This window comes from Arsenophonus nasoniae, from assembly GCF_004768525.1.
GTDB lineage: Bacteria > Pseudomonadota > Gammaproteobacteria > Enterobacterales > Enterobacteriaceae > Arsenophonus > Arsenophonus nasoniae.
The window spans coordinates 40,529-65,585 of the sequence record NZ_CP038617.1; the positions used below are offsets into that span (position 1 = coordinate 40,529).

35 protein-coding genes are annotated in these 25,057 nt (G+C 45.7%); 6 read left to right on the plus strand and 29 right to left on the minus strand.

What is annotated here, in order from left to right; all coding sequences use genetic code 11:
- Window positions 1-244: 244 nt before the first annotated feature.
- Complete coding sequence (locus ArsFIN_RS22230) at window positions 245-1,447, minus strand: IS91 family transposase (RefSeq protein ID WP_135678014.1); 1,203 nt, start codon at window positions 1,445-1,447, stop codon at window positions 245-247.
- Window positions 1,448-1,456: 9 nt separating this feature from the next.
- The gene (locus tag ArsFIN_RS22235; protein ID WP_135678353.1) at window positions 1,457-1,915 is read right to left on the minus strand and encodes a hypothetical protein; all 459 of its coding nucleotides are present in this window, start codon (window positions 1,913-1,915) and stop codon (window positions 1,457-1,459) included.
- A 206-nt stretch (window positions 1,916-2,121) separates the two neighbouring features.
- On the opposite strand from ArsFIN_RS22235, the gene ArsFIN_RS22240 reads away from it, so the two are divergent.
- The 3 genes from ArsFIN_RS22240 (at window position 2,122) to ArsFIN_RS22250 (ending at window position 5,116) form a co-directional block, all read left to right on the plus strand.
- Complete coding sequence (locus tag ArsFIN_RS22240) at window positions 2,122-2,865, plus strand: PD-(D/E)XK nuclease-like domain-containing protein (RefSeq protein ID WP_246067556.1); 744 nt, start codon at window positions 2,122-2,124, stop codon at window positions 2,863-2,865.
- On the plus strand, window positions 2,862-4,004 hold the full coding sequence (locus ArsFIN_RS22245; RefSeq protein ID WP_135678727.1) for a recombinase RecT: 1,143 nt from the start codon (window positions 2,862-2,864) through the stop codon (window positions 4,002-4,004). Before ArsFIN_RS22240 ends, ArsFIN_RS22245 begins: the two co-directional genes overlap by 4 nt.
- Before the next feature lie 86 nt (window positions 4,005-4,090).
- Window positions 4,091-5,116 carry an acyltransferase family protein gene (locus ArsFIN_RS22250; protein ID WP_026824042.1) on the plus strand — a complete coding sequence of 342 codons (1,026 nt, stop codon included), beginning with the start codon at window positions 4,091-4,093 and terminating at the stop codon, window positions 5,114-5,116.
- 88 nt (window positions 5,117-5,204) lie between these two features.
- On the opposite strand, the gene ArsFIN_RS22255 is transcribed toward ArsFIN_RS22250, so the two are convergent.
- Genes ArsFIN_RS22255 through ArsFIN_RS22300 form a run of 10 tightly spaced genes read right to left on the minus strand, consistent with a single transcriptional unit; the run spans window position 5,205 to window position 11,862 of the window.
- On the minus strand, window positions 5,205-5,801 hold the full coding sequence (locus ArsFIN_RS22255) for a tail fiber assembly protein (protein ID WP_026824043.1): 597 nt from the start codon (window positions 5,799-5,801) through the stop codon (window positions 5,205-5,207).
- A complete protein-coding gene (locus ArsFIN_RS22260) occupies window positions 5,801-6,832 on the minus strand; it encodes a phage tail protein (RefSeq protein ID WP_246067555.1) in 1,032 nt (343 codons plus the stop codon). The genes ArsFIN_RS22255 and ArsFIN_RS22260 overlap by 1 nt, the downstream gene beginning before the upstream one ends.
- Window positions 6,833-6,834: 2 nt before the next feature.
- Complete coding sequence (locus ArsFIN_RS22265; protein WP_135678729.1) at window positions 6,835-7,572, minus strand: DUF2612 domain-containing protein; 738 nt, start codon at window positions 7,570-7,572, stop codon at window positions 6,835-6,837.
- Complete coding sequence (locus tag ArsFIN_RS22270; RefSeq protein WP_135678731.1) at window positions 7,569-8,480, minus strand: hypothetical protein; 912 nt, start codon at window positions 8,478-8,480, stop codon at window positions 7,569-7,571. Before ArsFIN_RS22270 ends, ArsFIN_RS22265 begins: the two co-directional genes overlap by 4 nt.
- Window positions 8,477-8,872: a hypothetical protein gene (locus ArsFIN_RS22275; RefSeq protein WP_135678566.1), complete on the minus strand. Its 396-nt coding sequence runs from the start codon at window positions 8,870-8,872 to the stop codon at window positions 8,477-8,479. The genes ArsFIN_RS22270 and ArsFIN_RS22275 overlap by 4 nt, the downstream gene beginning before the upstream one ends.
- Window positions 8,847-9,449, minus strand: a complete 603-nt coding sequence (locus ArsFIN_RS22280; RefSeq protein ID WP_135678733.1) for a Gp138 family membrane-puncturing spike protein — start codon at window positions 9,447-9,449, stop codon at window positions 8,847-8,849. The genes ArsFIN_RS22275 and ArsFIN_RS22280 overlap by 26 nt, the downstream gene beginning before the upstream one ends.
- Entirely contained in the window at window positions 9,446-10,303 is an 858-nt protein-coding gene (locus tag ArsFIN_RS22285) for a baseplate hub protein (protein ID WP_135678735.1), read from the minus strand. Before ArsFIN_RS22285 ends, ArsFIN_RS22280 begins: the two co-directional genes overlap by 4 nt.
- The gene (locus tag ArsFIN_RS22290; RefSeq protein WP_135678737.1) at window positions 10,300-10,623 is read right to left on the minus strand and encodes a phage baseplate plug family protein; all 324 of its coding nucleotides are present in this window, start codon (window positions 10,621-10,623) and stop codon (window positions 10,300-10,302) included. The genes ArsFIN_RS22285 and ArsFIN_RS22290 overlap by 4 nt, the downstream gene beginning before the upstream one ends.
- A 1-nt stretch (window position 10,624) precedes the next feature.
- Complete coding sequence (locus ArsFIN_RS22295) at window positions 10,625-11,413, minus strand: phage baseplate protein (protein ID WP_135678739.1); 789 nt, start codon at window positions 11,411-11,413, stop codon at window positions 10,625-10,627.
- On the minus strand, window positions 11,410-11,862 hold the full coding sequence (locus ArsFIN_RS22300) for a hypothetical protein (RefSeq protein WP_135678741.1): 453 nt from the start codon (window positions 11,860-11,862) through the stop codon (window positions 11,410-11,412). The genes ArsFIN_RS22295 and ArsFIN_RS22300 overlap by 4 nt, the downstream gene beginning before the upstream one ends.
- Window positions 11,863-11,929: 67 nt before the next feature.
- Here ArsFIN_RS22300 and ArsFIN_RS22305 point away from each other — a divergent pair, with 67 nt between their 5' ends.
- Window positions 11,930-12,199, plus strand: a complete 270-nt coding sequence (locus ArsFIN_RS22305) for a CCDC90 family protein (protein ID WP_135678545.1) — start codon at window positions 11,930-11,932, stop codon at window positions 12,197-12,199.
- On the opposite strand, the gene ArsFIN_RS22310 is transcribed toward ArsFIN_RS22305, so the two are convergent.
- The 9 genes from ArsFIN_RS22310 to ArsFIN_RS22350 all read right to left on the minus strand — a co-directional run bounded on the left by ArsFIN_RS22310 (window position 12,189) and on the right by ArsFIN_RS22350 (window position 18,719).
- The gene (locus ArsFIN_RS22310) at window positions 12,189-12,548 is read right to left on the minus strand and encodes a hypothetical protein (protein WP_135678743.1); all 360 of its coding nucleotides are present in this window, start codon (window positions 12,546-12,548) and stop codon (window positions 12,189-12,191) included. The two genes, ArsFIN_RS22305 and ArsFIN_RS22310, sit on opposite strands and share 11 nt — an antisense overlap.
- The gene (locus ArsFIN_RS22315; RefSeq protein ID WP_135678745.1) at window positions 12,545-13,015 is read right to left on the minus strand and encodes a phage virion morphogenesis protein; all 471 of its coding nucleotides are present in this window, start codon (window positions 13,013-13,015) and stop codon (window positions 12,545-12,547) included. The genes ArsFIN_RS22310 and ArsFIN_RS22315 overlap by 4 nt, the downstream gene beginning before the upstream one ends.
- Entirely contained in the window at window positions 13,015-13,401 is a 387-nt protein-coding gene (locus ArsFIN_RS22320) for a DUF4054 domain-containing protein (protein WP_135678541.1), read from the minus strand. The genes ArsFIN_RS22315 and ArsFIN_RS22320 overlap by 1 nt, the downstream gene beginning before the upstream one ends.
- A gap of 37 nt (window positions 13,402-13,438) precedes the next feature.
- Window positions 13,439-13,717, minus strand: a complete 279-nt coding sequence (locus ArsFIN_RS22325) for a hypothetical protein (protein ID WP_167876744.1) — start codon at window positions 13,715-13,717, stop codon at window positions 13,439-13,441.
- Window positions 13,718-13,822: 105 nt separating this feature from the next.
- Window positions 13,823-14,791 carry a major capsid family protein gene (locus ArsFIN_RS22330; protein WP_135678747.1) on the minus strand — a complete coding sequence of 323 codons (969 nt, stop codon included), beginning with the start codon at window positions 14,789-14,791 and terminating at the stop codon, window positions 13,823-13,825.
- A 3-nt stretch (window positions 14,792-14,794) separates the two neighbouring features.
- Window positions 14,795-15,274: a structural cement protein Gp24 gene (locus ArsFIN_RS22335; RefSeq protein ID WP_135678487.1), complete on the minus strand. Its 480-nt coding sequence runs from the start codon at window positions 15,272-15,274 to the stop codon at window positions 14,795-14,797.
- Window positions 15,274-16,458: a DUF2213 domain-containing protein gene (locus tag ArsFIN_RS22340; RefSeq protein WP_135678485.1), complete on the minus strand. Its 1,185-nt coding sequence runs from the start codon at window positions 16,456-16,458 to the stop codon at window positions 15,274-15,276. Before ArsFIN_RS22340 ends, ArsFIN_RS22335 begins: the two co-directional genes overlap by 1 nt.
- Complete coding sequence (locus tag ArsFIN_RS22345) at window positions 16,445-17,323, minus strand: phage head morphogenesis protein (protein WP_167876731.1); 879 nt, start codon at window positions 17,321-17,323, stop codon at window positions 16,445-16,447. The genes ArsFIN_RS22340 and ArsFIN_RS22345 overlap by 14 nt, the downstream gene beginning before the upstream one ends.
- Window positions 17,280-18,719 carry an anti-CBASS protein Acb1 family protein gene (locus ArsFIN_RS22350; RefSeq protein ID WP_135678481.1) on the minus strand — a complete coding sequence of 480 codons (1,440 nt, stop codon included), beginning with the start codon at window positions 18,717-18,719 and terminating at the stop codon, window positions 17,280-17,282. Before ArsFIN_RS22350 ends, ArsFIN_RS22345 begins: the two co-directional genes overlap by 44 nt.
- A gap of 15 nt (window positions 18,720-18,734) precedes the next feature.
- Here ArsFIN_RS22350 and ArsFIN_RS22355 point away from each other — a divergent pair, with 15 nt between their 5' ends.
- On the plus strand, window positions 18,735-19,016 hold the full coding sequence (locus ArsFIN_RS22355) for a type II toxin-antitoxin system RelE/ParE family toxin (protein ID WP_135678479.1): 282 nt from the start codon (window positions 18,735-18,737) through the stop codon (window positions 19,014-19,016).
- A 7-nt stretch (window positions 19,017-19,023) separates the two neighbouring features.
- Entirely contained in the window at window positions 19,024-19,305 is a 282-nt protein-coding gene (locus ArsFIN_RS22360; RefSeq protein ID WP_135678477.1) for a HigA family addiction module antitoxin, read from the plus strand.
- Here the strand turns inward: ArsFIN_RS22360 and ArsFIN_RS28980 are convergent.
- From ArsFIN_RS28980 to ArsFIN_RS22400, 8 genes are all read right to left on the minus strand, one after another.
- Window positions 19,302-19,400 (minus strand): helix-turn-helix domain-containing protein, encoded by a 99-nt coding sequence (locus tag ArsFIN_RS28980; RefSeq protein WP_135678616.1) that lies wholly within the window; start codon window positions 19,398-19,400, stop codon window positions 19,302-19,304. The two genes, ArsFIN_RS22360 and ArsFIN_RS28980, sit on opposite strands and share 4 nt — an antisense overlap.
- On the minus strand, window positions 19,367-19,972 hold the full coding sequence (locus tag ArsFIN_RS22370; RefSeq protein WP_135678475.1) for a recombinase family protein: 606 nt from the start codon (window positions 19,970-19,972) through the stop codon (window positions 19,367-19,369). The genes ArsFIN_RS28980 and ArsFIN_RS22370 overlap by 34 nt, the downstream gene beginning before the upstream one ends.
- A 310-nt stretch (window positions 19,973-20,282) precedes the next feature.
- A complete protein-coding gene (locus ArsFIN_RS22375) occupies window positions 20,283-20,498 on the minus strand; it encodes an ogr/Delta-like zinc finger family protein (RefSeq protein ID WP_026824242.1) in 216 nt (71 codons plus the stop codon).
- A 38-nt stretch (window positions 20,499-20,536) separates the two neighbouring features.
- Complete coding sequence (locus tag ArsFIN_RS22380; protein ID WP_026824243.1) at window positions 20,537-21,613, minus strand: phage late control D family protein; 1,077 nt, start codon at window positions 21,611-21,613, stop codon at window positions 20,537-20,539.
- Window positions 21,613-22,044 carry a phage tail protein gene (locus ArsFIN_RS22385; RefSeq protein WP_026824244.1) on the minus strand — a complete coding sequence of 144 codons (432 nt, stop codon included), beginning with the start codon at window positions 22,042-22,044 and terminating at the stop codon, window positions 21,613-21,615. The genes ArsFIN_RS22380 and ArsFIN_RS22385 overlap by 1 nt, the downstream gene beginning before the upstream one ends.
- Before the next feature lies 1 nt (window position 22,045).
- The gene (locus ArsFIN_RS22390; RefSeq protein WP_026824245.1) at window positions 22,046-24,631 is read right to left on the minus strand and encodes a phage tail tape measure protein; all 2,586 of its coding nucleotides are present in this window, start codon (window positions 24,629-24,631) and stop codon (window positions 22,046-22,048) included.
- Complete coding sequence (locus ArsFIN_RS28435) at window positions 24,624-24,785, minus strand: GpE family phage tail protein (protein WP_135678778.1); 162 nt, start codon at window positions 24,783-24,785, stop codon at window positions 24,624-24,626. The genes ArsFIN_RS22390 and ArsFIN_RS28435 overlap by 8 nt, the downstream gene beginning before the upstream one ends.
- Window positions 24,755-25,057 carry a phage tail assembly protein gene (locus ArsFIN_RS22400; protein WP_051297216.1) on the minus strand — a complete coding sequence of 101 codons (303 nt, stop codon included), beginning with the start codon at window positions 25,055-25,057 and terminating at the stop codon, window positions 24,755-24,757. Before ArsFIN_RS22400 ends, ArsFIN_RS28435 begins: the two co-directional genes overlap by 31 nt.

Here is a 25,057-nt window from a genome sequence, read left to right on the forward strand (position 1 = left end):
GCAGAGTATAAAACAGTACTCAACTCATTAACATCCCCGAAGCAGCACCGCTGCGCCGCTCACGCGTAGCGTGCTACGTTCATGGTTAGGAAATTGAATCGCTTTTAAAGTGAGTAGCAAAAGCCATCCCTTATTGCAAAAAGGAGATGGGGATCGATTTATTGTGTTTAGTGCCAGTTAACATTTCCTCAGAGAGTGTAATTTCTAACCTGATTTCCTTATTTTAGACACATTGATCCTGCGTTTAGCTGCGTAACCATCGCTTTTTCTCCAGGTTATGCAGTCTTTCTGACAACAATTCCGTTGCTTTTTTACCCATTTGCGCCCCGGTGAAAAGCAGCCTGTCGCCACACAGAATACATTTGTACGGATCGGTACGCAGAAATCCTTTCATCAGCACAGAAAAACCTGGGTTCTCCGGTTTTTTACGTGCCGTCATCTCAAGTGCCTTATACACTTTCGGCAATAGTTTTCCTCGTTTACGATTCGACAAAAAACCAGAGTAACGCACCATTTTAAAATGCCTGGCCGGAATATGGCTTATATAGCGTCTAATCATCTCTTCCTGCGGCAGAGTCTGCTGCCGATGCTGGCCAGTTCGGTGGTCATGGTAGTGATGAACAACGGCACCCCCTCGGTAATGCCGCAGTTTTGACGCAGATACCGGTGGGCGTTTAAGGTAGCGACCGAGGTACTTAACACTATGCCATGCCCCTTTCGTTTTTTTAGCAAAGTGCACTTTCCAATAACGTCCGTACTGCGCCCTCAAGTAACGCCGCCAATGTTTTTTGTCACGGATATGGCCAAGACCGGGAAGAAGGCCAGGGTTAATTAAATCATAACTGTGACGCAGTAGTCGGATAACAGCCCCTCGCCAGATTTCTTCGACATCCTTTTTTTTGAAAAACAGCTTTCGCCATACACTATGTTTACTATCCAAACCCCCTCGAGTGACGGAAACATGAACATGCGGATGTTGATTGAGTTGCCGGCCATAAGTATGCAAGGCACAGAAAATACCAATTTCGATACCCTGTTTGCGAGCCAACTGCAGCATAGCTCGAGTGGCTGCCCGAAACAGAGCATTAAGTAGCGGCCAGTTATTGTTAAAAAAAGGCCAAAGGAGATGTGGCATGGTGAAAGTAATGTGTTGCCAGTCGCAGTCGGGTAAAATATGAACCTGCTGTGCTAACCACTGCTCGGTGGCTTTAAAGCCACATGAACTGCAGGCTTTTGACTTACAGCTTTGGCAGAAAAAACGGCTGTGAGAACAATCAGACGAAGCGCAACAATAGCGCCGGACACCCATGGCACAAGTGCCGCAGGCAAGCATGCGCTCCACAGATAAACTCGTCCACGAACTAACGCTATCGCCGTATTTTTCGAGGAATTTATTCCAACCGTCATCAATGGTGAAAAGTAGTTTAGCAGGACGAGGGATATACATCTGACTCAATTACCTTATGGGCATCTTGCCAAAGAAACAGAAATTGCCAGATTCGTCAGCCCAGTTATCGGTGTGTTTATCCCAGGGTTCAAAGGAAACAGGGATTATTCCTAGCTCCGTATAGGTGATGAATTCATCGGCAGGCAGACTTTCAGTTATTCCCCCCTCAGTGTAGTCGTATCCAGCGTCATCGGCTTGGTCTTGGCGTTGTTTAAAACCCCTGATAATCGTGACTAGCGGCGGGTAATACTGCGTGTCGAGAAAAAATTGGGGGCCGAGTCGGAGGCAGTGGCGTATGGCTTCTTTTAGGGTGTCATAAAAAAATTCAGGCGGTCTGTCATCATCATTTTCGGGTGGGAGAGAGAGCATAAAACGTTTCGGATAAACAGGCGCTGTGGCACGTGAAGTGACGGGCAGCCTGCCTGATTTAACCGGTTTACGCTTTCTGGGAGATTTATTGCGAGCCATCGAGATGAATCCCTGAAAAAAATTAACCTACTGCAGAGTATAAAACAGTACTTAACTCATTAACATCCCCGAAGCAGCACCGCTGCGCCGCTCACGCGTAGCGTGCTACGTTCATTGTTCGCCATCTTGCAAACAGCACCTACCATGCGGCAAACGGTTATTCGAGTACGCAAATTCGATTAGTTCAGAAAAGTGGATTAGGGGCGCTGGACTGGTACAAAAAAGCACCCATTCAAGGAGAAAAAACAAGAGCGTTGTTGATTGGGGATGCGGTACACACGGCTATCCTTGAGCCGGAACTTTTTCCGTTGAGATATGTTTCTGCGCCTGAACTGGATTTGCGTACCAAAGATGGCAAAAAAATATTATCGGATTTTGAGAAAAAAAACCTAACTTTGGCAAGGCTTGTTTTGAAAAAAGAAGAATTTGAGGCAATCCAGTTAATGCGTGATTCTGCACTAGCTTACCCATTGGTTGCCGAACTGCTTGAAAACGGTGAGCCAGAACTCTCAATTTTCTATCGCACGGAAAAGGGGACGCTGCTTAAAATCCGGCCTGACTGGTTAGGGCTGTATTCCGGCGTGCCGTTCATCCTCGATGTGAAAACCACTGATGATGTTCATGACTTTGGCAAATCCGTTGACAAGTTTGGCTATCATCTGCAAGCAGCGTTCTACCGGATTATCGCCCAGAAGGTATTTAATCTTGATATTGATTTTCTGTTCTGTGCAATTGGCAAAAGGCCGGAGTGTGGACGCTATCCCGTGCAACTGGGTATGTTGGACGAAGAAGATAGCGAAGAAGGCGAGATTCAGGTTAATGGCGTGATTAATGCATTGGAAAAAGGCGGAGAAACGCAAGCCTTTGCGATGATATCCCGTCCTTTCTGGGCAAAACAGGCGGATAGAAAACGCAGAGAAGCGTTGATGTTGGAAGGAGGTGTGGCATGAATACCGAACTGGAAACCATGACCAACGTTTATACCAATCTGCAATCGGTCATTATGCAGCAAGGAATAGCAGCCCTGTTACCTGCTCAGGTTACGCCTGAGCAGTTCACCCGAACCGCAGCGACTGCACTGATAGAAAATACGGAGTTGCAAAACGCGGATAAGCAATCACTAGTACTGGCTTTAACTCGCTGCGCCAAAGACGGACTGATGCCGGACGGCAGAGAGGCAGCGCTAGTTGTTCGCAAACAAAAAGCCGTCTATATGCCGATGGTGGACGGTGTTATCAAACGTGCCCGTCAATCCGGTCAGGTAGCTAATATCATTGCAAAAGTGGTTTATGCTCAAGACGAGTTTGAATATGTGATTGACGAAAATGGTGAGCATTTAACGCATCGTCCGTCGTTTGTTGACGGTGATGAGATAGTGAAAGTCTATGCCTTCGCAAAACTTAATAGTGGTGAACTCGTTGTCGAAGTGATGAGTCGTGCTGACGTAGAAAAAATACGGAATACCGTGAAAAGCGCAAAAGACCTTTCAAGTCCGTGGGTGAAGTGGTTTGACAGAATGGCGCTTAAAACTGTCATTCATCGCCTCGCTAGACGGCTTCCTTGCGCCTCTGAGCTATTTTCGATGTTTGAGGTATACGAAGATGCCAATTCAACGGAAAAACCGCTCAGAATGGCTCCTGCTTCGTTTAAACGGCTATCCCTGAGGGATGTCATCCGTGAACGTAACGAAAAATTACGCCAAAAAGCAGAAGCAGTGATAGATGTGCCCACAGAGGCACAACGAGTAACCCATCCAAAACTGGAAGCAGCATTAATCGCCCTCGATGATGCCACCGACGAAAAAAACCTTGCTGAAATCGTTGAGCATTGTACCCTATTGTCCGCCGAGTTGTCTGAGGACGAAAAGATACAACTCAGAGAGAAAATTAAAGCTAGCAAAAAGCGGTTAATTCCAGCCAAAAAAGATAGCGATGTTTGGATGGCAAGACTGGCCAACGGAACAGGCGACGCTTGGCGATTTCCAGACGGTGAAATAGTCCACGGATTTTTCGAGGCTGAGAAAAAAGCTAAAGAGGTTGGTGCAGTGCTTGAGAAGCTAAGTCCGTACCGATTTAGCCCGAGTCATTAATAAAAACTACCTGATAAAATCAGGTAACCCTTAAAGCTGGATTTAAAAAAAATAAATCACATATTTAATATACAAAAGGAAGTTATGTGGTAAAAAAGAGATTAGAATCAATTCAGATATTGCGTGGGATTGCTGCATTATTGGTTGTTGCACAACACACATTATTTAAATGTTATCAGTACAATTTTATAGAATCACAAAATTATAATATTTTAGGATTTGGTGTCGATTTGTTTTTTATAATTTCAGGTTTTGTGATGTGCCATTCAACGGAAGGAAAAAAAGTATCTTTTTCTGTTTTTTTGAAAAAAAGAGTTGTCAGGATATTACCACTTTATTGGTTTCTGACAACTTTGGCATTGGTTATTTGGTTAATTAACCCAGCACTGGTCAATAGCAGCGGTGGCAAGACGGATATAATCTCATCTTTTATGCTTATCCCAACATCAGGCAAATTTCTTTTGCAAAATGGATGGACATTGTCATATGAGATTTTGTTTTATGCTATATACTCACTATCAATTCTTATTAGCTATACAACCAGAAATGCAGTTGTCTCATTAGTAATTGCTGTTTTAGTTTTATCTGGTCTTTGCATGAAAAGTAACATTTACATTGATTTTATTACAAATACATTGTTGCTTGAGTTTTGTTTCGGTATTTTTATTTATTACGCATATAAAATAATAATAAACCATAAGTACAGGATATTAATTTCATTAGTGTCAGTGTGTATTGGCTTAGGTGTTATATTTTTACAGCCAAAAAATGCTTTTTATATAAGTACTTATAATCGTTATTTTTATGTCGGTATTCCTACTTGCTTCATTACTCTTGGTTTTATTGTACTCTGGTCATGGTGTAAGAAAATCCCAAGCATTATTAGATGCTCACTTAATTTCATTGGGGATAGTTCGTACTCATTATATCTTTCTCACGCCTTTATTCTTAGTCCGGTGGCAATGATGATTAGTAGTTTCACAGACAATATCGTTATATTCTTCTCAATTATACTGATTTCAGCATTAATTGGTGGGGCAGTAACCTTTTTATTCGTAGAAGTAAGGTTGTCCAATCTTTTTAATAAATTGCTATTTACTCCTAATATGTGATTTCAACTTACAATCCAAATGTCAAAAATTCTTATTGACATCATCCCCGCCCTGAAGGACGGGGTTTTATACGGCTCAGCTGATAAACTTAATTCGGTTTTAGTGGCCAATCAATATCCGGCGCGAGGGAGGTATCCACAGCTTCCAGCAAATCCAGATAATCCAGCCAGGCGTTTAACAGTTCTAGTTCATCCGACTTAATGCGTTTCAGGGCGAGTTTTGTTTGCAGTATCTGGGTTTCGGCGCTGACTTCGGCAATCAGGTTTTGCTTTTTGGTTTCTGCCGCTTCGATATCGCCTTCCTTTTTTGCTGTTTTATCTGTTACCCACTTTTTACCGTTCCATTTCGGAAACTCTACATCCGGTGTAATGGTGGTCACGCCATCCGGCAGGTCGCCTAATTCACGGATTTCGGATACCTGAGCAGTAGTGATGTCATACACTTTTGTACCGCGATGATCAACAATGTATTCCCATGCAGTGAAATCAGTTGTCCGGCAAACGGCAAATCCTTTTTTATTTTTATACGGTTCATCAGTACAGGAACCAGCTGGAATCCCTACGCCTTCCGCCAGATATTCAGATGATGATGACAGGTACTCCCCGGTTGTCTGGTCATAATTAAATACGGTTATTTTGCCAGCAGTCGTTGCGATATTAGCTTCATTCAGAATTGCCTGTGTCATTATACCGCCCTCACGATATAGTTAAATGCAATATTTCTCGGACGAGTCTCATCCGAGGCAGTGTCCAGAATATCTGTGGTTTTCATCCACGCATAATTGTCAAGTTCTCCGGTTTGTCCCGCGTGTAGCGTAACGTTGTACTTGTTCCCAGGCTTCTGTACAGAAGTTCCGTTTGTTTTAATTTCCGTATTGTGAATATGCCGCTGAATTGATTGCACCTCACTACTGAGAAGCTGTCTTCCGGGATTAACACCCCTGCCGTCATCCCACCCCCTGATGAATTCCCCTCTTAAGTCAGGTAGTCTTAAATCTGGATAGGCAATAGCCAGTTTCGGGTATTGTGTCGCTGTAAATCTCGCTCCATTGCATTTCAGCCATCCGGCAGGTGGTTCTTCCCGCGACCACGGAACGGGCACACCTACCGGCAAAGCAGAACCTTCTGCCAATCCAAGATTTCTGATAAAATCCTCTTTATCTGGGATATCTTTGCCGTTCTCGTTTTTATTGAGCTTGGTATTCAGTCCTTGGGTTAATTCTGTTTTGGTGGCGTAATCGCCTTTTGGTTGTTTGCCGTTTAATGCATCGGTTACTAATTTTTGACTCGTCACTTTATCGGTGGCGTTGCCTGTTTGCTGCACGATATTTGCACCCAGAATGGCGTCTTTTAATGATTGCCATTGAGTGGAATCAGTTAAGGGATTTCCGGCGTTGTTTTCCGTCTTTGAGAGATAGATATTGCCGTCAGAGAGACACACCGCCCCTTTGTTGTAAATCTGCTTTTCGGCATATTCAGCAATGCCGTTCTGGTAAAGGTGGGTCACAAGGGAGCTAATCGTAAATCCCACGGCATTGAAATCCTGCATCGTGGGTAATTCTGACACGGGCACAATACCCCAGCCACGAGCAAAATCGGCATTAAGGTTTTTCTCAAGATTATCGGTGATTTCTTTTGAACCAAACGCGGTTCGCTCTTCCGTTTTGCTGCTGCCTGCAAACGGTTGAATATCAATGTTGGGTCTGTCAATTTTCAAGGTTATCTCCTTTTTTGAAGAAACGTTTTTTGGGCGAAGTAGCCAATGCTTGCTTCGGGGTTGGTATCAAAACGGCTGTACCACGAAATAGCATTCTGATGCCCCTTAAATCCAAACGTGCCTTTGGGTTCTTGCGTGACGTAGTTAATCTGAACGCCTTGCGGACGGGGTAATAAATCAAGCCGTAAGATAAATTCCAGCCACTCTCGGTCTGCTTTTGGCGTAATAACGAGGGTGAGGCTCATATTCTGGTGGTCAATCAAATAGCCTTCGCCTTCCATCGCAAAATTGACGGCCTGTTGCAGTGACGACAGGCTCACATCACCTGTTTGGGTGGCGGTGGCAAGGGCAGTGTTTTTGATAATTTTGAGCTTAATCAGACTGCGATATTGTTTGTCGGGCAATTTCAGCGGCAAAAAATCCTGTGCAAATTTGGAGCGAAAGCCCCCTTGTTTTTTCCCACTCTTTTGACCAAACGGCAACGCTTTGGCGTGATTTTCAAAGCCAAAAAAGCCTTTGCGCTCACCGCTTGGCTGGAAGCGACTGACACCTACCCAACTGCCGATGATGTCCAACGGGTCACCTTGCGCCTTTTCGAGATTGAAGGCTTCCCGAAAGGCATCAACGGTATCAAAGCAATCCGCGAACAGATTAAAAAGGGCGGAAATCTCCGCCCTTGCCTTGGGTTTGGTGTAATACTGCTTGATCAGCAGTTTTTGATATTCTTCTTCGAGACTCACGTGATCACCTCATTCACCGCGATGTTGTCACTGACGATGGTGAATTTCTCATCAACATCGGCGTTTAAAATGGCACTCGTCCACGTGTTGCCATCTTTTGCGATTTGTAGGTCAGAGATATAATAAGAACGCGCAATGCGGTTCAAAATGCAGTAAAGCGCAGTCACCTTGATATTTTCGCCAATGCGATAAAGGGATTTGACCAGTTCGTCTTTGATCTCCTGTATCGGCACAGGCTCGTTGGCTTTTTCACGCGTGGCGGTGAGCTTAATGTTAATTTCCGTGATTTTAGGACGGTCAAAACGGTATTCGTGTACCACATCAAAAAACGTGCCGTCGGATCTCACTATCTTGTCAATGTATTTACCTTTGATTGTTCCTTTAAGGCCAGTCCCCCCTGTTTTATTGCAAGCGAGGCAATCCACAATGGCCTGATTTTCGCCCCCTTCAACAACCACCCAAATCGAATGAGGCGGAATATTCAGTGTGTCACTCTCATTGGTGGTGTTTTCGTACACCACGGCATCGGTCACACCTTTGACCAGATTCAACCGGGCAGCGATGCCGCCTATCGTGCTTTGACTGGCATTTTCAAAGGTTTTTAACCGTCTGCGTCGCAAATCGCTGTCGCTTTCGTTTTCCTTGCGTAACAGCCCGTTGATTCTGGCTAAATAATCAAGGTGGAGCCCTTCGGCCTGTTCGGGCTTCAAGTTCTGATAGAGCTTTTTCACCAACACCAAACATTCGTGGGTAATCCGGCTATAAATCGCAACGCGCTGCCCGTCCGGCGTATCTTGTGAAAGATTGATATCACTGCCGTAAATTGTTTTAAATTCAGCAATCAAGGTTTCAATCAGTTCGGGCAGCGTTGCGATGGTGATACCGTTTTCATCTAACTTGATATTCACTGGCTGACCTCCTGATTAAGGTTGCGTGTTCGGTTAAAAACATCGGTGTAATCCATCGCAATGTGTGCGGTGAAGTCGGCAACCTTAATATTGAGCTTATCGACGCGAACAACACCCTCCGTCCCTAATGCCACCTTGTAGATTTCACGGCGCAAGGTTTCACCCGTACCACGACTGCCGAGTAGTTGTAGCCAGTCCAAGCCAAATTCAACATCTAGCCACCAATCGGATTTGAAACACTGCAAACGGGATTTGATATTCTGGTGAATTGCCTCGCTGTCAATCAGGTAATCATCAAGCGAATGACCAAATCGCCAATCGTTGTGTTCGGTTAACTTTGCTGTTTTCACGAAAATCACCTTCGGGTTATTTTGGTTTTCCGGTGCTGTCATTACCTGTTTCTACGCCTCCGTGCGTATGGTTGCCAACATCGATATTGCCCACTGTTAACGATTGCTGGGCTGCGATTTGTTGGGCGGTGATAGTGCCTTTCACATCAAGGTTACCGTCAATGGTGACATTGAGCTTCACGTGGATATTGTGGGTAAAAAGATGGTCACCTGCGGTTGTCGCCACCTTCGGTATGGCAAATGCCCCGTTACGATTGCAAAGTCCCAAAAGCGCGACACAATCGCTATAATCATGCAAGCGATTTTCTGACCCGCGCACGTTGTCGTTGCCTATCCACCAATTATCAATGCAACTATCAAAGGTGAGTAAAATGCAGTAATCGCCCACAGCGACCGGATAAGCGGTGTAGCTTCCGCCCCCTTGTGACCAAGAGACAGGCACATCGGGAAAAACCGGAAATGCAATAGCGTGAATTTCATCATTAATCACCACGTTTTTTTTAGTGACAGGCTGACAATCCACCGTGGTTTCATTCACCTTAACCACTTTGGCAATCAAGGCACAGCCAATTTCAGATTTGATATGATTGGCAATGGTTTTCATCAGTTCGATATTCACACCTTACTCTCCTTAACCACCACGTAGTTTTTTTCCTGCTGGCATTGGCACGTCATCGCCCACTCACCTGTGTCACTTTCCCCTGCGTAGTCAATCGCGCAAATGCGATAAACGCCGTTAAGATGTGGTGAAATTTTGCTATCTATCGCCACCTGATAGCCAATGGATACATTCGGATTCAGGACGCTTTTAAAGGTCAATACGTTTTTATCGTCAAGCGTCGGCGTTTCCATCAATCCAGTACTCACACTGATTAATTCCGCTTTCCCGTTTTGCACCTCGTTTCGTCTCAGAATATGCAGCTGTCCGTTGTCGATGTAGAGCTGCTCTTTCTCATCTTTGAGCTTGCGTAATTCATCAAACGAAAACCCCGTCATGATTTTGGGGCGACTTAATGGCGATTGCGCGGTCACTTTGCCTTTTTTCACGCCTGTCATGGTACTCAAAGCAGCATCGACCGCCTCAGACTTTGCGGTCACGGCTTTACTGATGGTTGCCGTACGAAAAGCAAACCCACCATCGGCAATTTCCAGCGTGGTGACTATCTCAGTGCCTTGCTTTGATAGCGTGACTTTGGTGACAGAGCCGGAAAACAGGAGCTTCAAACCCGTGGTCAGATAACCTACTGAAAGTTGAGCGGCAATATGCTGCTTGCGGTATTGGAAATCCGCCAGCGAATGACGACGCGACGGCGACAAGTTAAACAACGAAATTTGCCCGATATTGGGGCGGTCACGGGTCAAATCCTTCGAAAACGAAAAGGCGATTTTAAACGGAGGGATAATCTTTATTGCTTTTTTGCCTTCAGTAACCAATAACTCAAAATCACGGAGAAACGGCGTTTGACGGTTCAATAGACGGCCTCCTTTTCTTCTTCACCAACCAGCAGATAGAGATTGACCCTGCCACTGGCAAAATCATCCAGCAAGGACGGCTCAATATCCGGATTGTCACGGGCGACAGCCACAATCGTAAACGGCAACCGGCTATCGTGTAGCAGCGGTACGTTAAGTGAAACCGCCACCCCGTGAATGGTGATATTCCGATAGGTAATATCCATATTCCACGCTGAAATACTCGGATGAAACGTTAATGTCAGTTCAATATCGTCAATATCGGTTAACAGCGTGTGCGTCTGAATCGGATCGCTTGATAGGTTTTCGATTTTGTACATGTTAATTCCAACTAAAAAAACGCTTAAAAAAGGCTTTGGCGCCTTCTTTAACATCGTAAGTTACGGAGGTTGGTGTTTGGCTCCCGTTGTTTTTCGCCCCACTCATTTGTGCTGCCCCTGTTTTGCTCATCCCTGCGGCGGATTTGTTGGCAACAGGGGTGATATTCACCTGCTCAAAGGTGACAAAGCGCACTTGCTTCAGGGTTAAGGTGAACAGCAAAAAGCTGTCCTCATTGCTTTGTGAGGTGGCGAAACTTTCCAGTGCCATGTTATCGAGCACCTGATAGCCCATATCGACGCTGATCAATTCCCGATTTTCAAAAATGCCCGTGAACGTATCGACAAACTGTTGCGCAATGCCGTTACCCGATTTGCTGCCTGTGACCGTGTGATAAATTCCCTGCGCCGTGTTTTCGACTTGCGTTTTCAAATCCAGGATCTGCTGCGCTTTGCTGTTCATGTCATTGATTTTTTGTCTGACCGCCTGTGTCCGATTGCCTACATAGCTATCAATAAAACCAATTTGCCGATTGAAAGACTCAAAGACGGTATTTTCACTCCGCAAACTTAAAAACGAATCGGAAATCACCCCGCCTATCGAAATTTGCACAGGGCTAAGGTTAATGTGATCGGCAATCACAACGCCCGTTTCCAGTGGAATATCGCTGACGGTAGCACTACGTTGCGTGGTTTTATCCGTCCAGACATAGGCAGTAAATCCCGCGATGCCGATTTTTTGCGTGGGCGTATTGGAGATGTGATTGGAAATGACTTGAGAGAGAAAACTCAAAATGCGCCTCCTCGTACCAGCTGGTCTTGGCTCAGCATAGGGATATTATTGTGAACCTCCCTGCCAATCTGTTGACCGATTGCCCTGTTGCTACCTGCCACATTCACATTGATGTTGTTGGTCTGTGAGGCCGAATTGCTGATCACTTTCTGGCTGTTTGTTGATATGTGATTGATCGTTTGACTGGCTTGTTGCAGCCTGTCATTGGCGAATTGGCTGTATTCCATCACTTCAACGTTTCGGCGGTATGTTTCGCTAAAGCCTTTGACTTCACTGTTGCCAGATTGCTCAATACTGATAACAGGCGCATTAAAATCTTGATTCGCCAGATTTTCACGTCCGATAAATATTGTGTTTTCAGCAACCTCTAGCGTATCTCGAATCACTATTGCCAGTCGTTGGATCGGTGTCTGGTAGTTTTTGTGGTGTAAATTGGTGTTATTTGACATTCCGCCCTCTTAATGCGTTAAGATTAAGGAAATAGCGCAATTCCTAAAGCCAAATTTGGAGGTAAAGATGGCAACAATAACGATGAACACCCATAAAGCGATAAAAGCCTTACAAGAATCAGGAATTGATGAAAAACAAGCTGAGAAAATCGTAGAGGTTATTGCTGAATTTCAAAATGTAGGTACGGTTACGAAGGAAGATCTAAGTGTAGCTACAGAAAGCATTAAGTCAGATATGGCAAGCATTAAAACAGATTTAGATTGGATTAAAAAACTTATTCTCGCTGTTGGTATTGCTGTCGTCATTGCTGCGTTGAAATATATTTTCATTGGGTGAGCCTTCCTACCATCTCACTATCTTTCACTTCCTCAAAGACATAGCGTACATAGCCATAGTCGCTATAGTCTTTGCGGTTAATCGATTTGAATATTTTTCCTTTGTACTCCAAGTAAACACCGAGCAAATCGGCATACTTCGGTTGCACATGCACCGTGAAATACTCCAATGACCAATCGAGACTATCTTTGTTAATGGCTTCATCCGGCAAACTGCTGATTACGCCTTCAATCGATTTTCGTGTCACCGCAAAGTCCGGCTTAAAATCTTTCGTAGTAATCACTTCTGTGATGAAAGTTAACGGTTGCGAAAATCGGCGTATGGTTCTTGCCATATTGGGCAGTCTCATTTTTTCACCACCTTGTAGGTTATCGATTTTTTGAGTGCGCCTGTATCTTGTAGTAGTCTTGCTTCGATGACGCCTTTCTTTTTCAACTGCGCTTTGGTGCTTTCAGCATGCAAAGGCCACGCCCCAAAACCCTGCGTATCAAATGCCTCAATTGACCACCCAACAGATAATTCACCGGTATAAGCCAGAAATTCCTTTGCGCTAATTTCACCTGAAATAAATAAGCGGTATTTTTCTTTTACCACCTTTTCAATAATTGCTTTTTGGTGATCACGAATCGGTACGCGCAAAAATGAGCGAGGCGGGATTTTCTCCGTGCCAAATTCGTGGATCGTTGCCACTTCCACCACGCTAATATCGGAATCTTTGTACGGTCTGGTATTTTCCAATACGCCCACTTCCACTTTCAGTTTGTTAAGTTCCTCAAATTGTTTTTTGGCTTTTTCAAGCAATTTTGATTTCAGCATCACCAGTTCATCCCGATTGCCAAGGCGTAATTGTTTATGCGACTTTCCAGCACCAAATATTGCTCACCAAATGCGGAGGTTTTAAACCAATCATTCTCGGTTCCTGAAAAATTGGCGCTGAAACTGACATCGCCCACACCTTCACTACCAAACAGTGCATTCGGATCGGCTGAATGAGAATCCTTGGTTGGACTATTTTCATGGAAGCCCGCCAAAAAAAGCAGATGCGCGGTAAGGTACAGCAAGCCTTGCTCATACATCGCTCCCCACACTTTCTTGTCCATCCGGTTTTCTGCATCGGTTAAATAGAGCAACAATTTGTTGTCATCGGCGGTAAAGGTTTGTTCGCCAAAACGATCACGGAATTTCTTTATCATTTCTTGCATGAAGCCCCCCAAAAAAAAGCGGATAAAATCCGCTACATTATACTTCAAACGAAGGGGTTTGTTTTGTGCCGTCCGTTAACTCAATCGTCAACGTCACGACATTCCCTTGTTTGGCAGCGGTGATTTTTTTAATGCCAACCCCTGCATCACCTTTCGTGCCTTTTTCGCCCTTATCTCCCTTTTCACCCTTAAGTGTTCCGGCGTCCAGTGCTTCGTGAAGGGCAGATACCCCCGCTTCAATATTGTTGAGATTCTCCGCATTCAATGGGGTTTTGGTTGACGGTGAATTTTCCCAATTTGTTTTTGTGTAGCTCATCATTGACTCCAGGATTCAAATAAAAATGAGGGGCTTGCCCTCATGATGGTGATTGCGGAAAGTAATTATCAGACGGCAAGGTTGTTCCGATTGGGAAGCCGCCGTCTATGACTTTGGGGCGGTTTTGTAATCGGCATAAACGGCAGATAGTGGCTGTTTCCACATTGCCCCACCAAAGGCGGAACGATAGCCACACTCGTAAGTCAGTAAATCACGCTGGCGAACGGCTAACAACTCTGGCATATGCACTTTCATCTCCACATACTCTTCGTCGTAGGTGTAAATTGCCAAGCGGGTTTTGCCTTTGGTTATTTCTCTGGCATATCCTGCCGGAACTTTCACAAAGGTAATCGTAAAGCTGTCATTACCCGATGCCTTCCTCAACGCAGCCATGATCCTGTCCATCGCAGAAACAGGCAGTAAATCAGTCCCAACAATGGGGCTTTGGCTATCAAACTTCTGCATCGCCAGCATGAAATCTGCGGCATCCATCGCAATATGCGTTGGTTGCACCCGATAACCTGAATTTGCCCACGCTTGGTTGTAAGCATCCAGTACCAGTTTGATAAACTCATTGGCGGTCATATCTTTCAGCGATTTACCCGATGCTTCTTGCATCACCTGTATTTTACCGCCTGTTAACAAACCTTCTTGTCCTTTCACATGTTGATGTCCTAGGTAACCTGCATATTGCAGCGTTGACAGGGCATTGGCGTACAAATCATCCTGTTTTTTGCTTTGCAGATTAATATTGATTTTGTTGATTTTTTCAAGCTCCTGTTGTGTCCATACAACGGCTTTTGCCCACTGGCAAACAGGCGCTTTGTACATCTCAATGGTGCTATCAATCGTCACCAGCGAGTTGGTTTTGTTGCCGATAATGCCGTCTTTGACAGAGCCCAACACCTCGGTAATACCGTATTCTACGTATTCATCGGCAAAATCCAGTCCTTCGTTGATTGGGATTGCCTCCCCGATATTGATTTCAGGTAACTGTTTTTCCTGTAGCTGCGTGTCACGTTCGGTTAACGCTCCTTGCAACACCGTTTCAAAATAGGCTTCTTCAATTGCCATCGGTTATTCTCCTACCTTTTGTATGAAGCCAAGCGTTATTGCCACGCACTGACTGCCTGAACTGACATTCTCAACCCAATACCCCAAATCAATATTGCCTGTTGCCGTTTTGGAAACTTTGCCAACATCGTCACCTTTTGCGACCACATAAACTTTATCGCCCCGTTTAAAGGTTTCATCTTTTGCCGTTGCTGCCCCAACGCAATCACCGTGGGAAAAATGCCCTATATTGACTTGCTTGTTGTGTGGTGCTTTCTCGCTGTAAATATCCCTCACCACGATACCGTGGATAACATCGGTGGCAGCAGAAATCGGCTTAACACCACCGTCAGGGTTCACCGCCACAAACACGCCGTAGGGTAGGTCAGTCGTGGTGTTGTTTTCTTCGCCCCACACTTTGTCATTGGAGCTTGAGGCGCGATAGATTGTGCCCGCGCGCAAGGTTCCTTTATCGGAATCCCAATTTGTGAATCCAAATGCCATTAGCGACCTCCTAGGCGTTGTGATGCGGATTTAGTGGGTTTTCTATCGCCAAGATTTAATCGTGGCTTATTCTGTTCACGCTGACGATTGATGAGATAGTCATACTTACCGTTAATCGCAGAATCGCCGAGTTTTCTGGCTTCCTGTTGTGTCACCAAACCTTTCGCAATAATCACATTTTCCTTGATTTGCCGTGCGGTTCGGGCATGTCCAATTGCCACATCCCCAAACGTTGACTTCGCTTCGGCTTCCGTTTCGGCTAGCTCTTTTTCAGCTTTCAGTCGGGCGTTTTCTTCCTCCAGTGCTTTGAGTTTTTCCGTCAGTTCTTCAAGCTGCTTTTTCAGCGTCTCAATCAGCGATTTATCATCGGTAACCTCTGTATTTTCAGGCACGGAGGTGATTTCACTGGCTGCATCGCCTTGCTTAACCTCACTGGTAGGTGACGGCGTCACATTCAGACTTTGGGCTTTTCCGATTAATCCCGTTAATATCTCGCCAATTTCTTTGGTGGCTTCATCGGCGGATTCGGTGAGCAACTGAATGTAATCACTCATCTGAATCAATAGAGTATCAAGGGTATCGGGTGTTTCGCCCTCATCCCCCAACGTATGCTGACCCTTAACGGCAGCGAGTTTTGCTTTCATAGACACAGCGCTATCTCCTAGTTTGACATCATGTCCAGAGCGTCCCTCGTCAACAATTGCGACGTGGTCACCTCTGATATGGGTTTTCTTGAAATCAATCCCCGTTGTGCCAGTCGGTTCAATAAACGACTTGTAACCACAACTGAGTTCTTTGATTTGGTAATTTTTAATGGCAGCAATCGCCTCAGCGTCATAAAGGAAAACATCGGCTGAAAGATAATCGCCGTCTTGTTTCACATTCTGCACATGCCCAATAGCGGTTTCCTTCCAGTTATCACTGGTCACCTCGTTATTGGGTGCATGGAAAAAGGTAAGCGGTTTTCCCTCAAACGAGGCGATGGTTTCAGCGTCAAAAAGGTCTTCGGGTAATACCTCAACCTTGTAGCGTTGGGTGGGGAGCAAATTAGGAACATGACTGGAGAGTTCTTTGCCTTCAAATTCCTGTATCCCCACTTTGGCAATTTTGCTCGGGATGCGATAACCCGTTTCCAATTGCTGTGCGCCCTTAATATCAATAGGCAATCGGTTATTGCCGTTCATCGTTCAATCCTTCTATGCTTTGTAAAATTACTTTGCTAACGCAGCGACAGTTAAAATCTTGCGAAGGGTGAAGTTCCACGCCCCCAATCCGTTTTCGTTTTTCCCACAGCTTGGTTTTCTCGTTGAAATACACGCTTGGGTCATCAAATCGGCAAATGCGATTATTCATCGCTGCATGAGAGGGACGGGTTCCGCCGTTTTTTCGTTTATCCATCACCGCTGACCAGCGATACAACTTAATCCCTAGCTTTTGCATTCGAAGATTGGTTAAATCACCCATCGCTTTCCGGCTTTGGTCAATCGCAATTCGCATGCCTCGGTTTTGCTGAATATTCAACGCTGCCGTGATTTCCTTTCCGGCGTCGCGCAACGTTTTGTTGCCGCCTATCATCGATTGCACAATTTTTTGTATATGGCTTAATGACTCGGTATGCAATCCTTTAATCAACTGGACGTTTTCGCCAATCATGCCGTTAAAGAAATCCTGCGTTTGTTTGCTGTCCAACACCGCTGCGGGGTTAATTGCAATCACAGACTCAAATTCACGGCTTAACCGTTTTTTGTTATCCGCATTAGTAATGTTGGCAAAATTACGCGCGACCCGTGTTGCAAATGCGCTGATGTCAATCGTTAAAAAACGGTCAACAATGCGGTTAAAGGTTTGGAAGCGTTTTTGGATAGAATTGGGGCTGGCATCGCCAAGATTTTTTTGTTGATTTTCTCTGGCAATTTCTTGCTTAACCACGAGCTTAAAAAGTGAAATAAGATGTTTAACTGAGGCGGCATAATAGACTTCTGCGCGCTTACTCGGATTAATCGGCTTACACTCCCTCCCCGTTAATTTTCCCTTGGGTGGTAAATTCACGGTCATCCTCCTCACTGAGTAGGTTTGCCATCATCGTCACTTCCGGTACGTTTTTCACGTCAACCAGTTCACGACGGTTTAACTCATTGAGCGCGTCTTGTGGCTCAATCACGCCGTGTTCCAGCAACAACATTAATGCCGTGGTCACGGTATTCAGATTAGTGGCAGACTCGGCTTTGTTTTCCGTTTTGATTTGGACAAATTCAAAGGCGACTTCCGTTTCGCTAATGCCATGCTTGGCACAAATGAATTTGTCGAAGAAGTTAATAATCGGGCGCAAACGGGATTCTTGAATTTCGAAAATGGTGTCGTAGTAAGATTGCAAATCTTCCTGTCCGGTGGAAAATCCGGCTGCCCCATCGCCAAACAAAATCGTTTTCGGTCTGTCCATCGCAATCGCCAATCGGTCTTGCGCTTTTGTCCAGATGTCTGAAACATTTGCCAGCGACAACTCTTTTTGCTCATACTGGCTGTCTGCATCCAGCATCAACACGTTGTGTCTTTTCTTGGCTTGCAATACCAATTGCAGCCAGTCGATAATTTCTTTGCCTCTTCCGTTGGTGATCCCCGTGTTCAAATCTTTCAGCAAGAAAATATCGGATTTCATCTCACGCAACATGCCAAGCACTTCATCGTTGACGTAAAGATAACCGAGTAAATCAGAGATAAACGCCAAAATATCGCTTTTACCATCATTGGCTTTTTCATTCGCTCTAACGGTGCTATTGGTAATTTGATTAACGACCGTCAAACAACAACGGGAGTGATGAACAAGTATTTTCTCGGCGCTTTCTAACTCAAACAACAATGGCTTGTTAAAGTACGGACTAAAAATGTTGGTAGCGATTTTGCGAATGCGATACTCGCCTTGCCGGACGACCAAAAAGCCTTTTAACTGTTCGTTGTTCACATTGAGCGGCTTTTCCAGATTTTCTTCGTCGGTCACCGCGATTAACAGACTACCGCCGTAGAGCGAAGCCAGTTTTAACGCCAGTTCTGCGTGCTTTTTGATGTTAAGGCGCTTTTCTTCGCCCGTGAACACATCATTCAGTTGTTCGGTTCGTGCTTCATCATCGCCCGTAAAACGCACGGTACGCCAGTGCTTGATACAGTCGCCTGACGTTTTGTTGATATATTTCCGCACAATTGACACACGCTCATAGAGCCACGCCAAGCCTTTGTCGGTTTCAAAATAGCCCGCACCTGTTATGCCAAGTGCAGCAAAACTAGAGGGTAATGTCGTCGTGGACGCCCCTATCGCATTCACCTCACGCATCAAGTTATCCAATCCGCCATCGGCGAGTTTTTGGGGTGATTTTTTTCGTTTAAGAGAAAGGAACATACAACCTCTTATATTGATTTTTTTATCACCATTTTGTATAGTGTATATATACATTTTACAAGGTGATGTATGATTAAGAATTTTCGTCACAAAGGGATTGAGCGATTTTTTAAAACAGGTGTAACTTCAGGGATTCAAGCTAAACATGCTGTAAAGTTACGAGTGCAATTAACCGCCTTAAACGTCGCAAAAAAACCTTCTGATATGTCAGCCCCAAGCTGGAAGTTGCATCCATTAAAAGGAGAATCGCTAAAAGGTCACTGGGCAATATCTGTTAATGGAAATTGGAGATTAACGTTTAAATTTGAAGGTGAGGACGTGATCCTTGTTGATTATCAAGACTATCATTGAGGTAATTATGACTAGAATGTATAACCCTTCTCATCCAGGAATCGTTTTACGTGAATATTTAAGCCACGTTTCAGTGACTGAGGCAGCAAAAGCATTAGGTGTTACTAGAGTCTCTCTTTCTCGTATATTGAATGGTAATTCAGGTATTTCTGCTGATATGGCTTTAAGACTAGAAAGCGCAATTGGTACAAGTGCTGAAATGTGGATCGAAATGCAAACTCAATATGAACTTTGGCAAGCATCTCAGAAACCACGACCTGAAGTTCATAGGCTACTACCTCAATCCTAGCCAGTCCGCAAATACCGATAAATGGTTTCGCGTGATGCGCCAAATTCTTTTGCTAGGGGTTCTACGCCGGAACCCCATATTTTGCCGTAGCAAATTCCGCATCCCTTATTCGCATGATCGTTTGTCTGGTTGTATTAAAGATTTTTGCAAGAGAACTGATGCTTTGACCGTTTTTTAAATGCAATATCACTTCTTCTCTTTGTTTGTCGTCCAGTGATCGAGGTCTGCCGAGCTTTTTACCCTGTGCTTTTGCTCTGACTATTCCTGCCTGAGTGCGCTCAATTAGCAAATCCCGTTCAAATTCAGCAACAGCAGAAATCACCTGCATTGTCATTTTTCCGGCTGGGCTGGTGAGATCGACGCCACCTAATGCAAGACAGTGAACTTTAACACCTAAGGAGGCTAGGTTTTCAACGGTTTTGCGAATATCCATGGCATTTCGCCCGAGTCGGTCTAATTTGGTTACCACAAGAACGTCTTCTGCTTCTAATCTGTCTGTTAATCTGACAAATCCATTTCTTTCATTAGCAGCCACCGAACCGCTAACATTCTCTTCGACAATTCGATGCGGTTTAATGTTAAATCCGGCTGCTTCAATTTCTCGGCGTTGATTTTCGGTGGTCTGTTCTAAGGTGGATACTCGGCAGTAGGCAAAAACCCGTGACATATTTATTTCTCCTGTACGAAATAGATGTACTTATTATACAGGATGTACGAAATTAATTTAACCTATTTTTGTACAGGCGTTTTGTAGGATGTACGAAAACGAACGATTTTGAACAGCAAAAATTACCTATCAGAAACCAAAAATCGTTAAATCTAATAATTTTTGAAAATTAAAACAGAAATACCCGCCATAACCCCCTCTAAAAACGCCTGTAATCCATTCTAAGCGCTTTTCTCGATAAAAACGTAAATTTGTACAGCCAAAATTTTATCGTCGCTTAAAATGCGTTATAGACGTTTTTGACTTCTGACTAAACAGCGAGTGACATTTGTTGCCCAGTACAATGTGGGGTGACGGGGTCAATCTTGCCTGGCTTTGCAATAAATCGCGTTAAGCTCTCATGGCTGACAAAGGTCGCCCCACAATTAATGTTCTGACACTGGTTGTAACGTTCGCGGGTGTTTTCTGAAATTTGTTGGGAAGTTCTAGTATGGGCGGCATGACCACAAAGGGGGCAATTCATCATGATGACATTCTCCTTTTTTCAGCTATTTTACCAGCAAGTTAGTGACTTTTCATCTCCAAATCGGTGATTTTTACTTCCATTTCAAGCGCGGTAGTAAAGCCTTTGTCATTGAGATTGTGGGTCACTTTCACCACAATCCACTCGGCGTTATCAATTTGCGGTTTAAAGCCCCTGACGTTAATCGGGGTTTCCGGATAAATATCGGCGCGTCCTTTGGCTAAATGAATCGAAAAACGGGCGATACCGCGCTGAATTTTTGCCCAGGTCGCTTTTGCTGCCCGTGCCGCATTAGCCCGATTGGCGTAGGTGTGTGAGAGCACGAGTACATTGCCGTCCTCACCGATAAAATAATCTCCCTGCTTGTTTTTGGTTGACGCAGAAGGCTTTTTTCGCGCAATCTTAACGGTGTGTTTTTTTTCAGGCTGCTGGGTATCTAGCCAACTGGCAATCACCCCCGTATAGGCACTGCGGTCTGCCAGTGAAAACGAATAATTATCCCCGTCTTTTCGACTTAAGGTCATCGTCGGTATCCTTTTGCCCGAGGCGGTTTGACTTTTTCCCTGTTGCAAAAATAACAGCTGGTCATTTTTCACCGTCGCCAGTGCGCCTTCCTGCTGGCCGAGCCGGGTTAAAAACGCGCCGTCCGATTCGTTTGTCTGGTCGATATGCGCAATCCGGATAGGTTTAAACGTCGCGTCAATACAGGGAGTTAACTGATTGCGACTTGCCAGCGTGGTCACAATGTCTTCCAGGGTTTTATGGTGATAAGAGGCTTCCCGTCGCGTATTGAGGGTTGCGCGAAAATCCGCACTTCGGGCGCGTAAGGTCAGACGGTCAGGCGTGCCACTGTATTCGATTTCATCGACAATAAATTTCCCCTTCGGGATGAGACTTTCGTTTTTCCAGCCCAGTGCCAGGGTCAGCGTTTCCCCACGTCGCGGCAAGGCCAGTTTGCCGTCACTATCATCCAGTTCAATGTCTAGCTGGTCGGCTTCAAATCCCCGATTATCGGTCAGCGTCAGTGACATCAATCGGCCTTCAATCAGCGAATTAATATTTTTGCTGCCCGCCGTTAGCGCAAACGCGGGGATATTTTCCGTGTTGAAAAAGCGCATTAGAAAAGACCCTTCATCTGTTCATTTAAATCACCAAACATCGCGGAGAGGGAATCATCGACCCGTTTTAACTTAAGGGTGAATTCAATCTTACGGGGTGCGCCATCGGCAAAAAAAAGACTTTTGCTTTGGCTGATTTCTTCTATCACGAACATGCCGTAAATATTGCCTTCACCGTCCAGAAAGGGCCAGGCTTTACCGCTTTCCGCCATCGCTTCGAGCGTCATCAGGGATAATCTGCCGCCGGTCAGTTCCGGATAAAGTGACCCGGATAGGGTGATATCGTCATTATCCAGGCCAATAAACTGAAAGGCAGGTCGGATACCTAATCGGCTGTTGAACCCATAGCGCCAGCGCCGATTGATTTGCAGGGTCTGATAGGGGGCGGTTTTAAGTTGAAACACAAACAATCCTAATGTGGCCATCGGCATATTAATATTCCTCCGGGTTGTCGCTAAACCGTCCCCGTAGTTGCGCCTGTTGTTGACGTTGAAGCTTAAGGAGTTGGCGGCTCACTTCCTGTGCGATATCGTGCGCCGACTGGGCGGGGGCGGCATTAATCGTAATGTGAACGTTTGACGGTGCTGTTGTGTGCGGTGTCCGGATCACCGCCGCGTCGGTTTTATCGGCCACAAAAGGGTGGATGGGTTGGTTGGCATACGCATGGCTTAGTGTCAGCGCGGCAGCGGCAAAGGCCGCCGTATGGCGGCGACTGACTACATGGGCAGGGCCGGTAACAATTTCTGGGCCTTTCTCGCCGACAATGCCTGCACCTCCGCGGCGAATAACGCCCCCCGTATCAAACAGCCCTGCACCTTTGATGCCGGCATTTAATACCGTCAAGGATTGGGTCGTGCGTAAGGTTTTGGTTTCCTCAGAGACCATCCAGTCGGGTAATAAATCGGTGACGGTGTTTTTAATCTCGGAAAACAACGATTTTAACTGTTGCCATTTTTCCATTACGCCGTTTTTCAGGTTATCAATCAGTTCACTGCCAAAATTTTTAATACTGTTCTTGATTTTTTGATAGCCGTCGGCAAAAAACCGAACCGTTTTTTCCCACAAATTTTTGAAAAAGGGGACGATGTTATCCCAATAGCGATAAATCAGCAGTGCGGCGACGGCAATTGCCGTGATAACTAACACCATCGGGTTGGATAATGCCACGGCGGTTAAGCGGAGCAAGCCTGCACTTAACAGGCTTAAACCCAGTCTGACGGCGGCTAATGGCCCCGTCAGTGCCGCCATGGCTAATGCCATAACGCCGCCGATGGTAATCAGTGCCGCAAATCCCGCCAGTGCCACGCCAAAATAACGGGTCATGGTGGGGTGAGATTTGAAAAAATCGGTTAATTTGCTTAATTGCTGGTTCAGCATCTCAAGCCCCTGAGTATAGAGCGGCAACAGGTTATTACCCATCTCACGGTATAAATCGGCTTTTTTGGCTTCGAGTTCAATCTGTTGCCCCTGGGCGGTTTTTTTCCCTTCGGCAATCAGCGGCTCAAGGCCATAAGCGGCATTGCCGGCCTTGATTTGTTTCTCAATGTTGGCGTGTTCCCGGTACATCGTCACAAATACATCCGAGCCGGTACGGCTGGAAAATAGTTGGGCAATTTGGGTTTCCATTTGCGATTCGGTTAATTGCGGGTATTTCTTTCGAATACGCGGCACAATTTCGTCCATCAGATAGCGAAAAGGGTCGCGTTTGTAGAGTTCTACATTCACCAATGCATCGTTATTCATCTTGGTGACGTGACCGGTTTTGCCGTATTTGACCGATCCTTTTTTCAAGAGACCGAGTCCCATCAGGTTTTCCATCGCAGCCTGGGTTGTTTTGCCTTTCACTAGATTCTGATAGGCACTGTTTAACGCGGTGCCGGTTCGGTCACCCCCTAACTGCTGGATAAGATGGGATGTGCCAAAATAAAACGCTGCATTGTCTAGCTGTTTGACGGCGGTACCACCCGTTTTGAGCATCGCCAGGTAGTCTTCCGGCAAGACCATCCCCCCACTGGCGGTCATCGATTTTGCCGTCATATCAACCGAGCGTTTAAATTGCGCTGGCGTGTTGATTTCATTACGTAACTCGGCAATTTTGAGCACCGCGGGTGACTGGTCACGTAGCGCCTGGGCAGCGGATTCGCTTACGCCATGTGACGACATAAATTTAGTAGCGAATTGAAGCTTAAGCAACGTCGGCGAGACCAGTTCAGTTTCATGATAATCGCGTAAAACGGAGTAAGCCTCTTTAATCACTTTCAGGTTTTCGGTGGTGCTGTTACCAAAAATATGGATGCCTTTGGCAAACTTTTCGGCATCCGCCAGCATCGTCTCCCCACCGCCAAGTGCTTTAAAGGAAATCGCTTCTTTTTGATAAATCGCCGCTTCATTGAGGTTAGGTTTTACCGCCATGGCGGTGGCGGCACCGGTGGCGACCATGCCCGCCCCATGAGACAGTAGATTGCTTCGGCGGTTCATACGCTGTTGATAACGGTTTCGGGCGGTGGTGAGGTGTTTTTCGCGGGCTGATATTTTGGCAAGCTGGCCTTCCTGGCTTTTTAACGCCTGGGTATATTTCTGGGTTTCTTGCCGGATATGGGCGGTGGCCTGGTCTGCGTGATTGACGGCTATCCCCATTTTATCAAACGACGACCGGATTTTTTGCTGTTGGGTAAGAAAGCCCTGATACTGACGCGCAAGTTTCGCCACGCTGGCCCACTGTTTTTCCAGTGCGGCGGTTTGTTTTTGGGTGGGATTTTGGAGGCCCGCCATCTCAAGGCCCATCATTTTGCCTTTCAGGCGCGCTTTTTCCAGCGCCTGACCGAGCGTATTGATTTTGCCACTGAGCGTCTGTAATTGGGGCAGTTTTTGACTCGCCTGATTGAGTTGCGTCAAATGCTCACGCGTGCTTTTAAGCTGTTTCGCCAGTCGGGTATTGGCGGTTTTGGCTTTCTCAAACGGGCCACTGAGCCTATCGATGGCGCCTAAGACCACTTGTAAACGTAATGCTTTACTCATGCGCCCCACTTCGTAAATAGGCCTGATGCCGCCACATCAGCAAATCCGATAAGGATAATTGGCCCGTTTCAGACGGGGGCCAGTGAAAAATGACCGCAATATCGGCTTCCAGGGCTTCGACGGTTAAGGTGTCGGGAAGTCGGCCGTCACCGATTTCGGCAACAAAAAAAGCCCAAGCTCATTGGCGAGATTGAAAAAATCACCCGGACTCATTTGTCGCATTTCCTGCTCGTTTAAGCTTGGGGTCATAATGCGGGGTAAGACTTTCATCACCGCATCAACATCCATCTGCATCAGCGGACTTAACTGGACTCCCCGCAGGTCGCCGACGTGCGGTTTGCGTAGTGTCACCTGATTAATCGGTGTTTCACCGCGTGCGAGGGGTTCTTCCAGGTTGATGATTCGGGTAGTGGGTGTTTTTTTCAT

Bases quoted from the DNA above. Each gene is read 5' to 3' on its own strand.
- ArsFIN_RS22230 (WP_135678014.1), bottom strand. From the start codon at position 1,447: ATGTATATCCCTCGTCCTGCTAAACTACTTTTCACCATTGATGACGGT.
- ArsFIN_RS22235 (WP_135678353.1), bottom strand. From the start codon at position 1,915: ATGGCTCGCAATAAATCTCCCAGAAAGCGTAAACCGGTTAAATCAGGC.
- ArsFIN_RS22245 (WP_135678727.1), top strand. From the start codon at position 2,862: ATGAATACCGAACTGGAAACCATGACCAACGTTTATACCAATCTGCAA.
- ArsFIN_RS22255 (WP_026824043.1), bottom strand. From the start codon at position 5,801: ATGACACAGGCAATTCTGAATGAAGCTAATATCGCAACGACTGCTGGC.
- ArsFIN_RS22275 (WP_135678566.1), bottom strand. From the start codon at position 8,872: ATGACAGCACCGGAAAACCAAAATAACCCGAAGGTGATTTTCGTGAAA.
- ArsFIN_RS22290 (WP_135678737.1), bottom strand. From the start codon at position 10,623: ATGTACAAAATCGAAAACCTATCAAGCGATCCGATTCAGACGCACACG.
- ArsFIN_RS22300 (WP_135678741.1), bottom strand. From the start codon at position 11,862: ATGTCAAATAACACCAATTTACACCACAAAAACTACCAGACACCGATC.
- ArsFIN_RS22305 (WP_135678545.1), top strand. From the start codon at position 11,930: ATGGCAACAATAACGATGAACACCCATAAAGCGATAAAAGCCTTACAA.
- ArsFIN_RS22310 (WP_135678743.1), bottom strand. From the start codon at position 12,548: ATGAGACTGCCCAATATGGCAAGAACCATACGCCGATTTTCGCAACCG.
- ArsFIN_RS22315 (WP_135678745.1), bottom strand. From the start codon at position 13,015: ATGCTGAAATCAAAATTGCTTGAAAAAGCCAAAAAACAATTTGAGGAA.
- ArsFIN_RS22320 (WP_135678541.1), bottom strand. From the start codon at position 13,401: ATGCAAGAAATGATAAAGAAATTCCGTGATCGTTTTGGCGAACAAACC.
- ArsFIN_RS22325 (WP_167876744.1), bottom strand. From the start codon at position 13,717: ATGAGCTACACAAAAACAAATTGGGAAAATTCACCGTCAACCAAAACC.
- ArsFIN_RS22330 (WP_135678747.1), bottom strand. From the start codon at position 14,791: ATGGCAATTGAAGAAGCCTATTTTGAAACGGTGTTGCAAGGAGCGTTA.
- ArsFIN_RS22335 (WP_135678487.1), bottom strand. From the start codon at position 15,274: ATGGCATTTGGATTCACAAATTGGGATTCCGATAAAGGAACCTTGCGC.
- ArsFIN_RS22340 (WP_135678485.1), bottom strand. From the start codon at position 16,458: ATGAACGGCAATAACCGATTGCCTATTGATATTAAGGGCGCACAGCAA.
- ArsFIN_RS22350 (WP_135678481.1), bottom strand. From the start codon at position 18,719: ATGTATATATACACTATACAAAATGGTGATAAAAAAATCAATATAAGA.
- ArsFIN_RS22355 (WP_135678479.1), top strand. From the start codon at position 18,735: ATGATTAAGAATTTTCGTCACAAAGGGATTGAGCGATTTTTTAAAACA.
- ArsFIN_RS22360 (WP_135678477.1), top strand. From the start codon at position 19,024: ATGACTAGAATGTATAACCCTTCTCATCCAGGAATCGTTTTACGTGAA.
- ArsFIN_RS22370 (WP_135678475.1), bottom strand. From the start codon at position 19,972: ATGTCACGGGTTTTTGCCTACTGCCGAGTATCCACCTTAGAACAGACC.
- ArsFIN_RS22375 (WP_026824242.1), bottom strand. From the start codon at position 20,498: ATGATGAATTGCCCCCTTTGTGGTCATGCCGCCCATACTAGAACTTCC.
- ArsFIN_RS22380 (WP_026824243.1), bottom strand. From the start codon at position 21,613: ATGCGCTTTTTCAACACGGAAAATATCCCCGCGTTTGCGCTAACGGCG.
- ArsFIN_RS22385 (WP_026824244.1), bottom strand. From the start codon at position 22,044: ATGCCGATGGCCACATTAGGATTGTTTGTGTTTCAACTTAAAACCGCC.
- ArsFIN_RS22390 (WP_026824245.1), bottom strand. From the start codon at position 24,631: ATGAGTAAAGCATTACGTTTACAAGTGGTCTTAGGCGCCATCGATAGG.
- ArsFIN_RS22400 (WP_051297216.1), bottom strand. From the start codon at position 25,057: ATGAAAAAAACACCCACTACCCGAATCATCAACCTGGAAGAACCCCTC.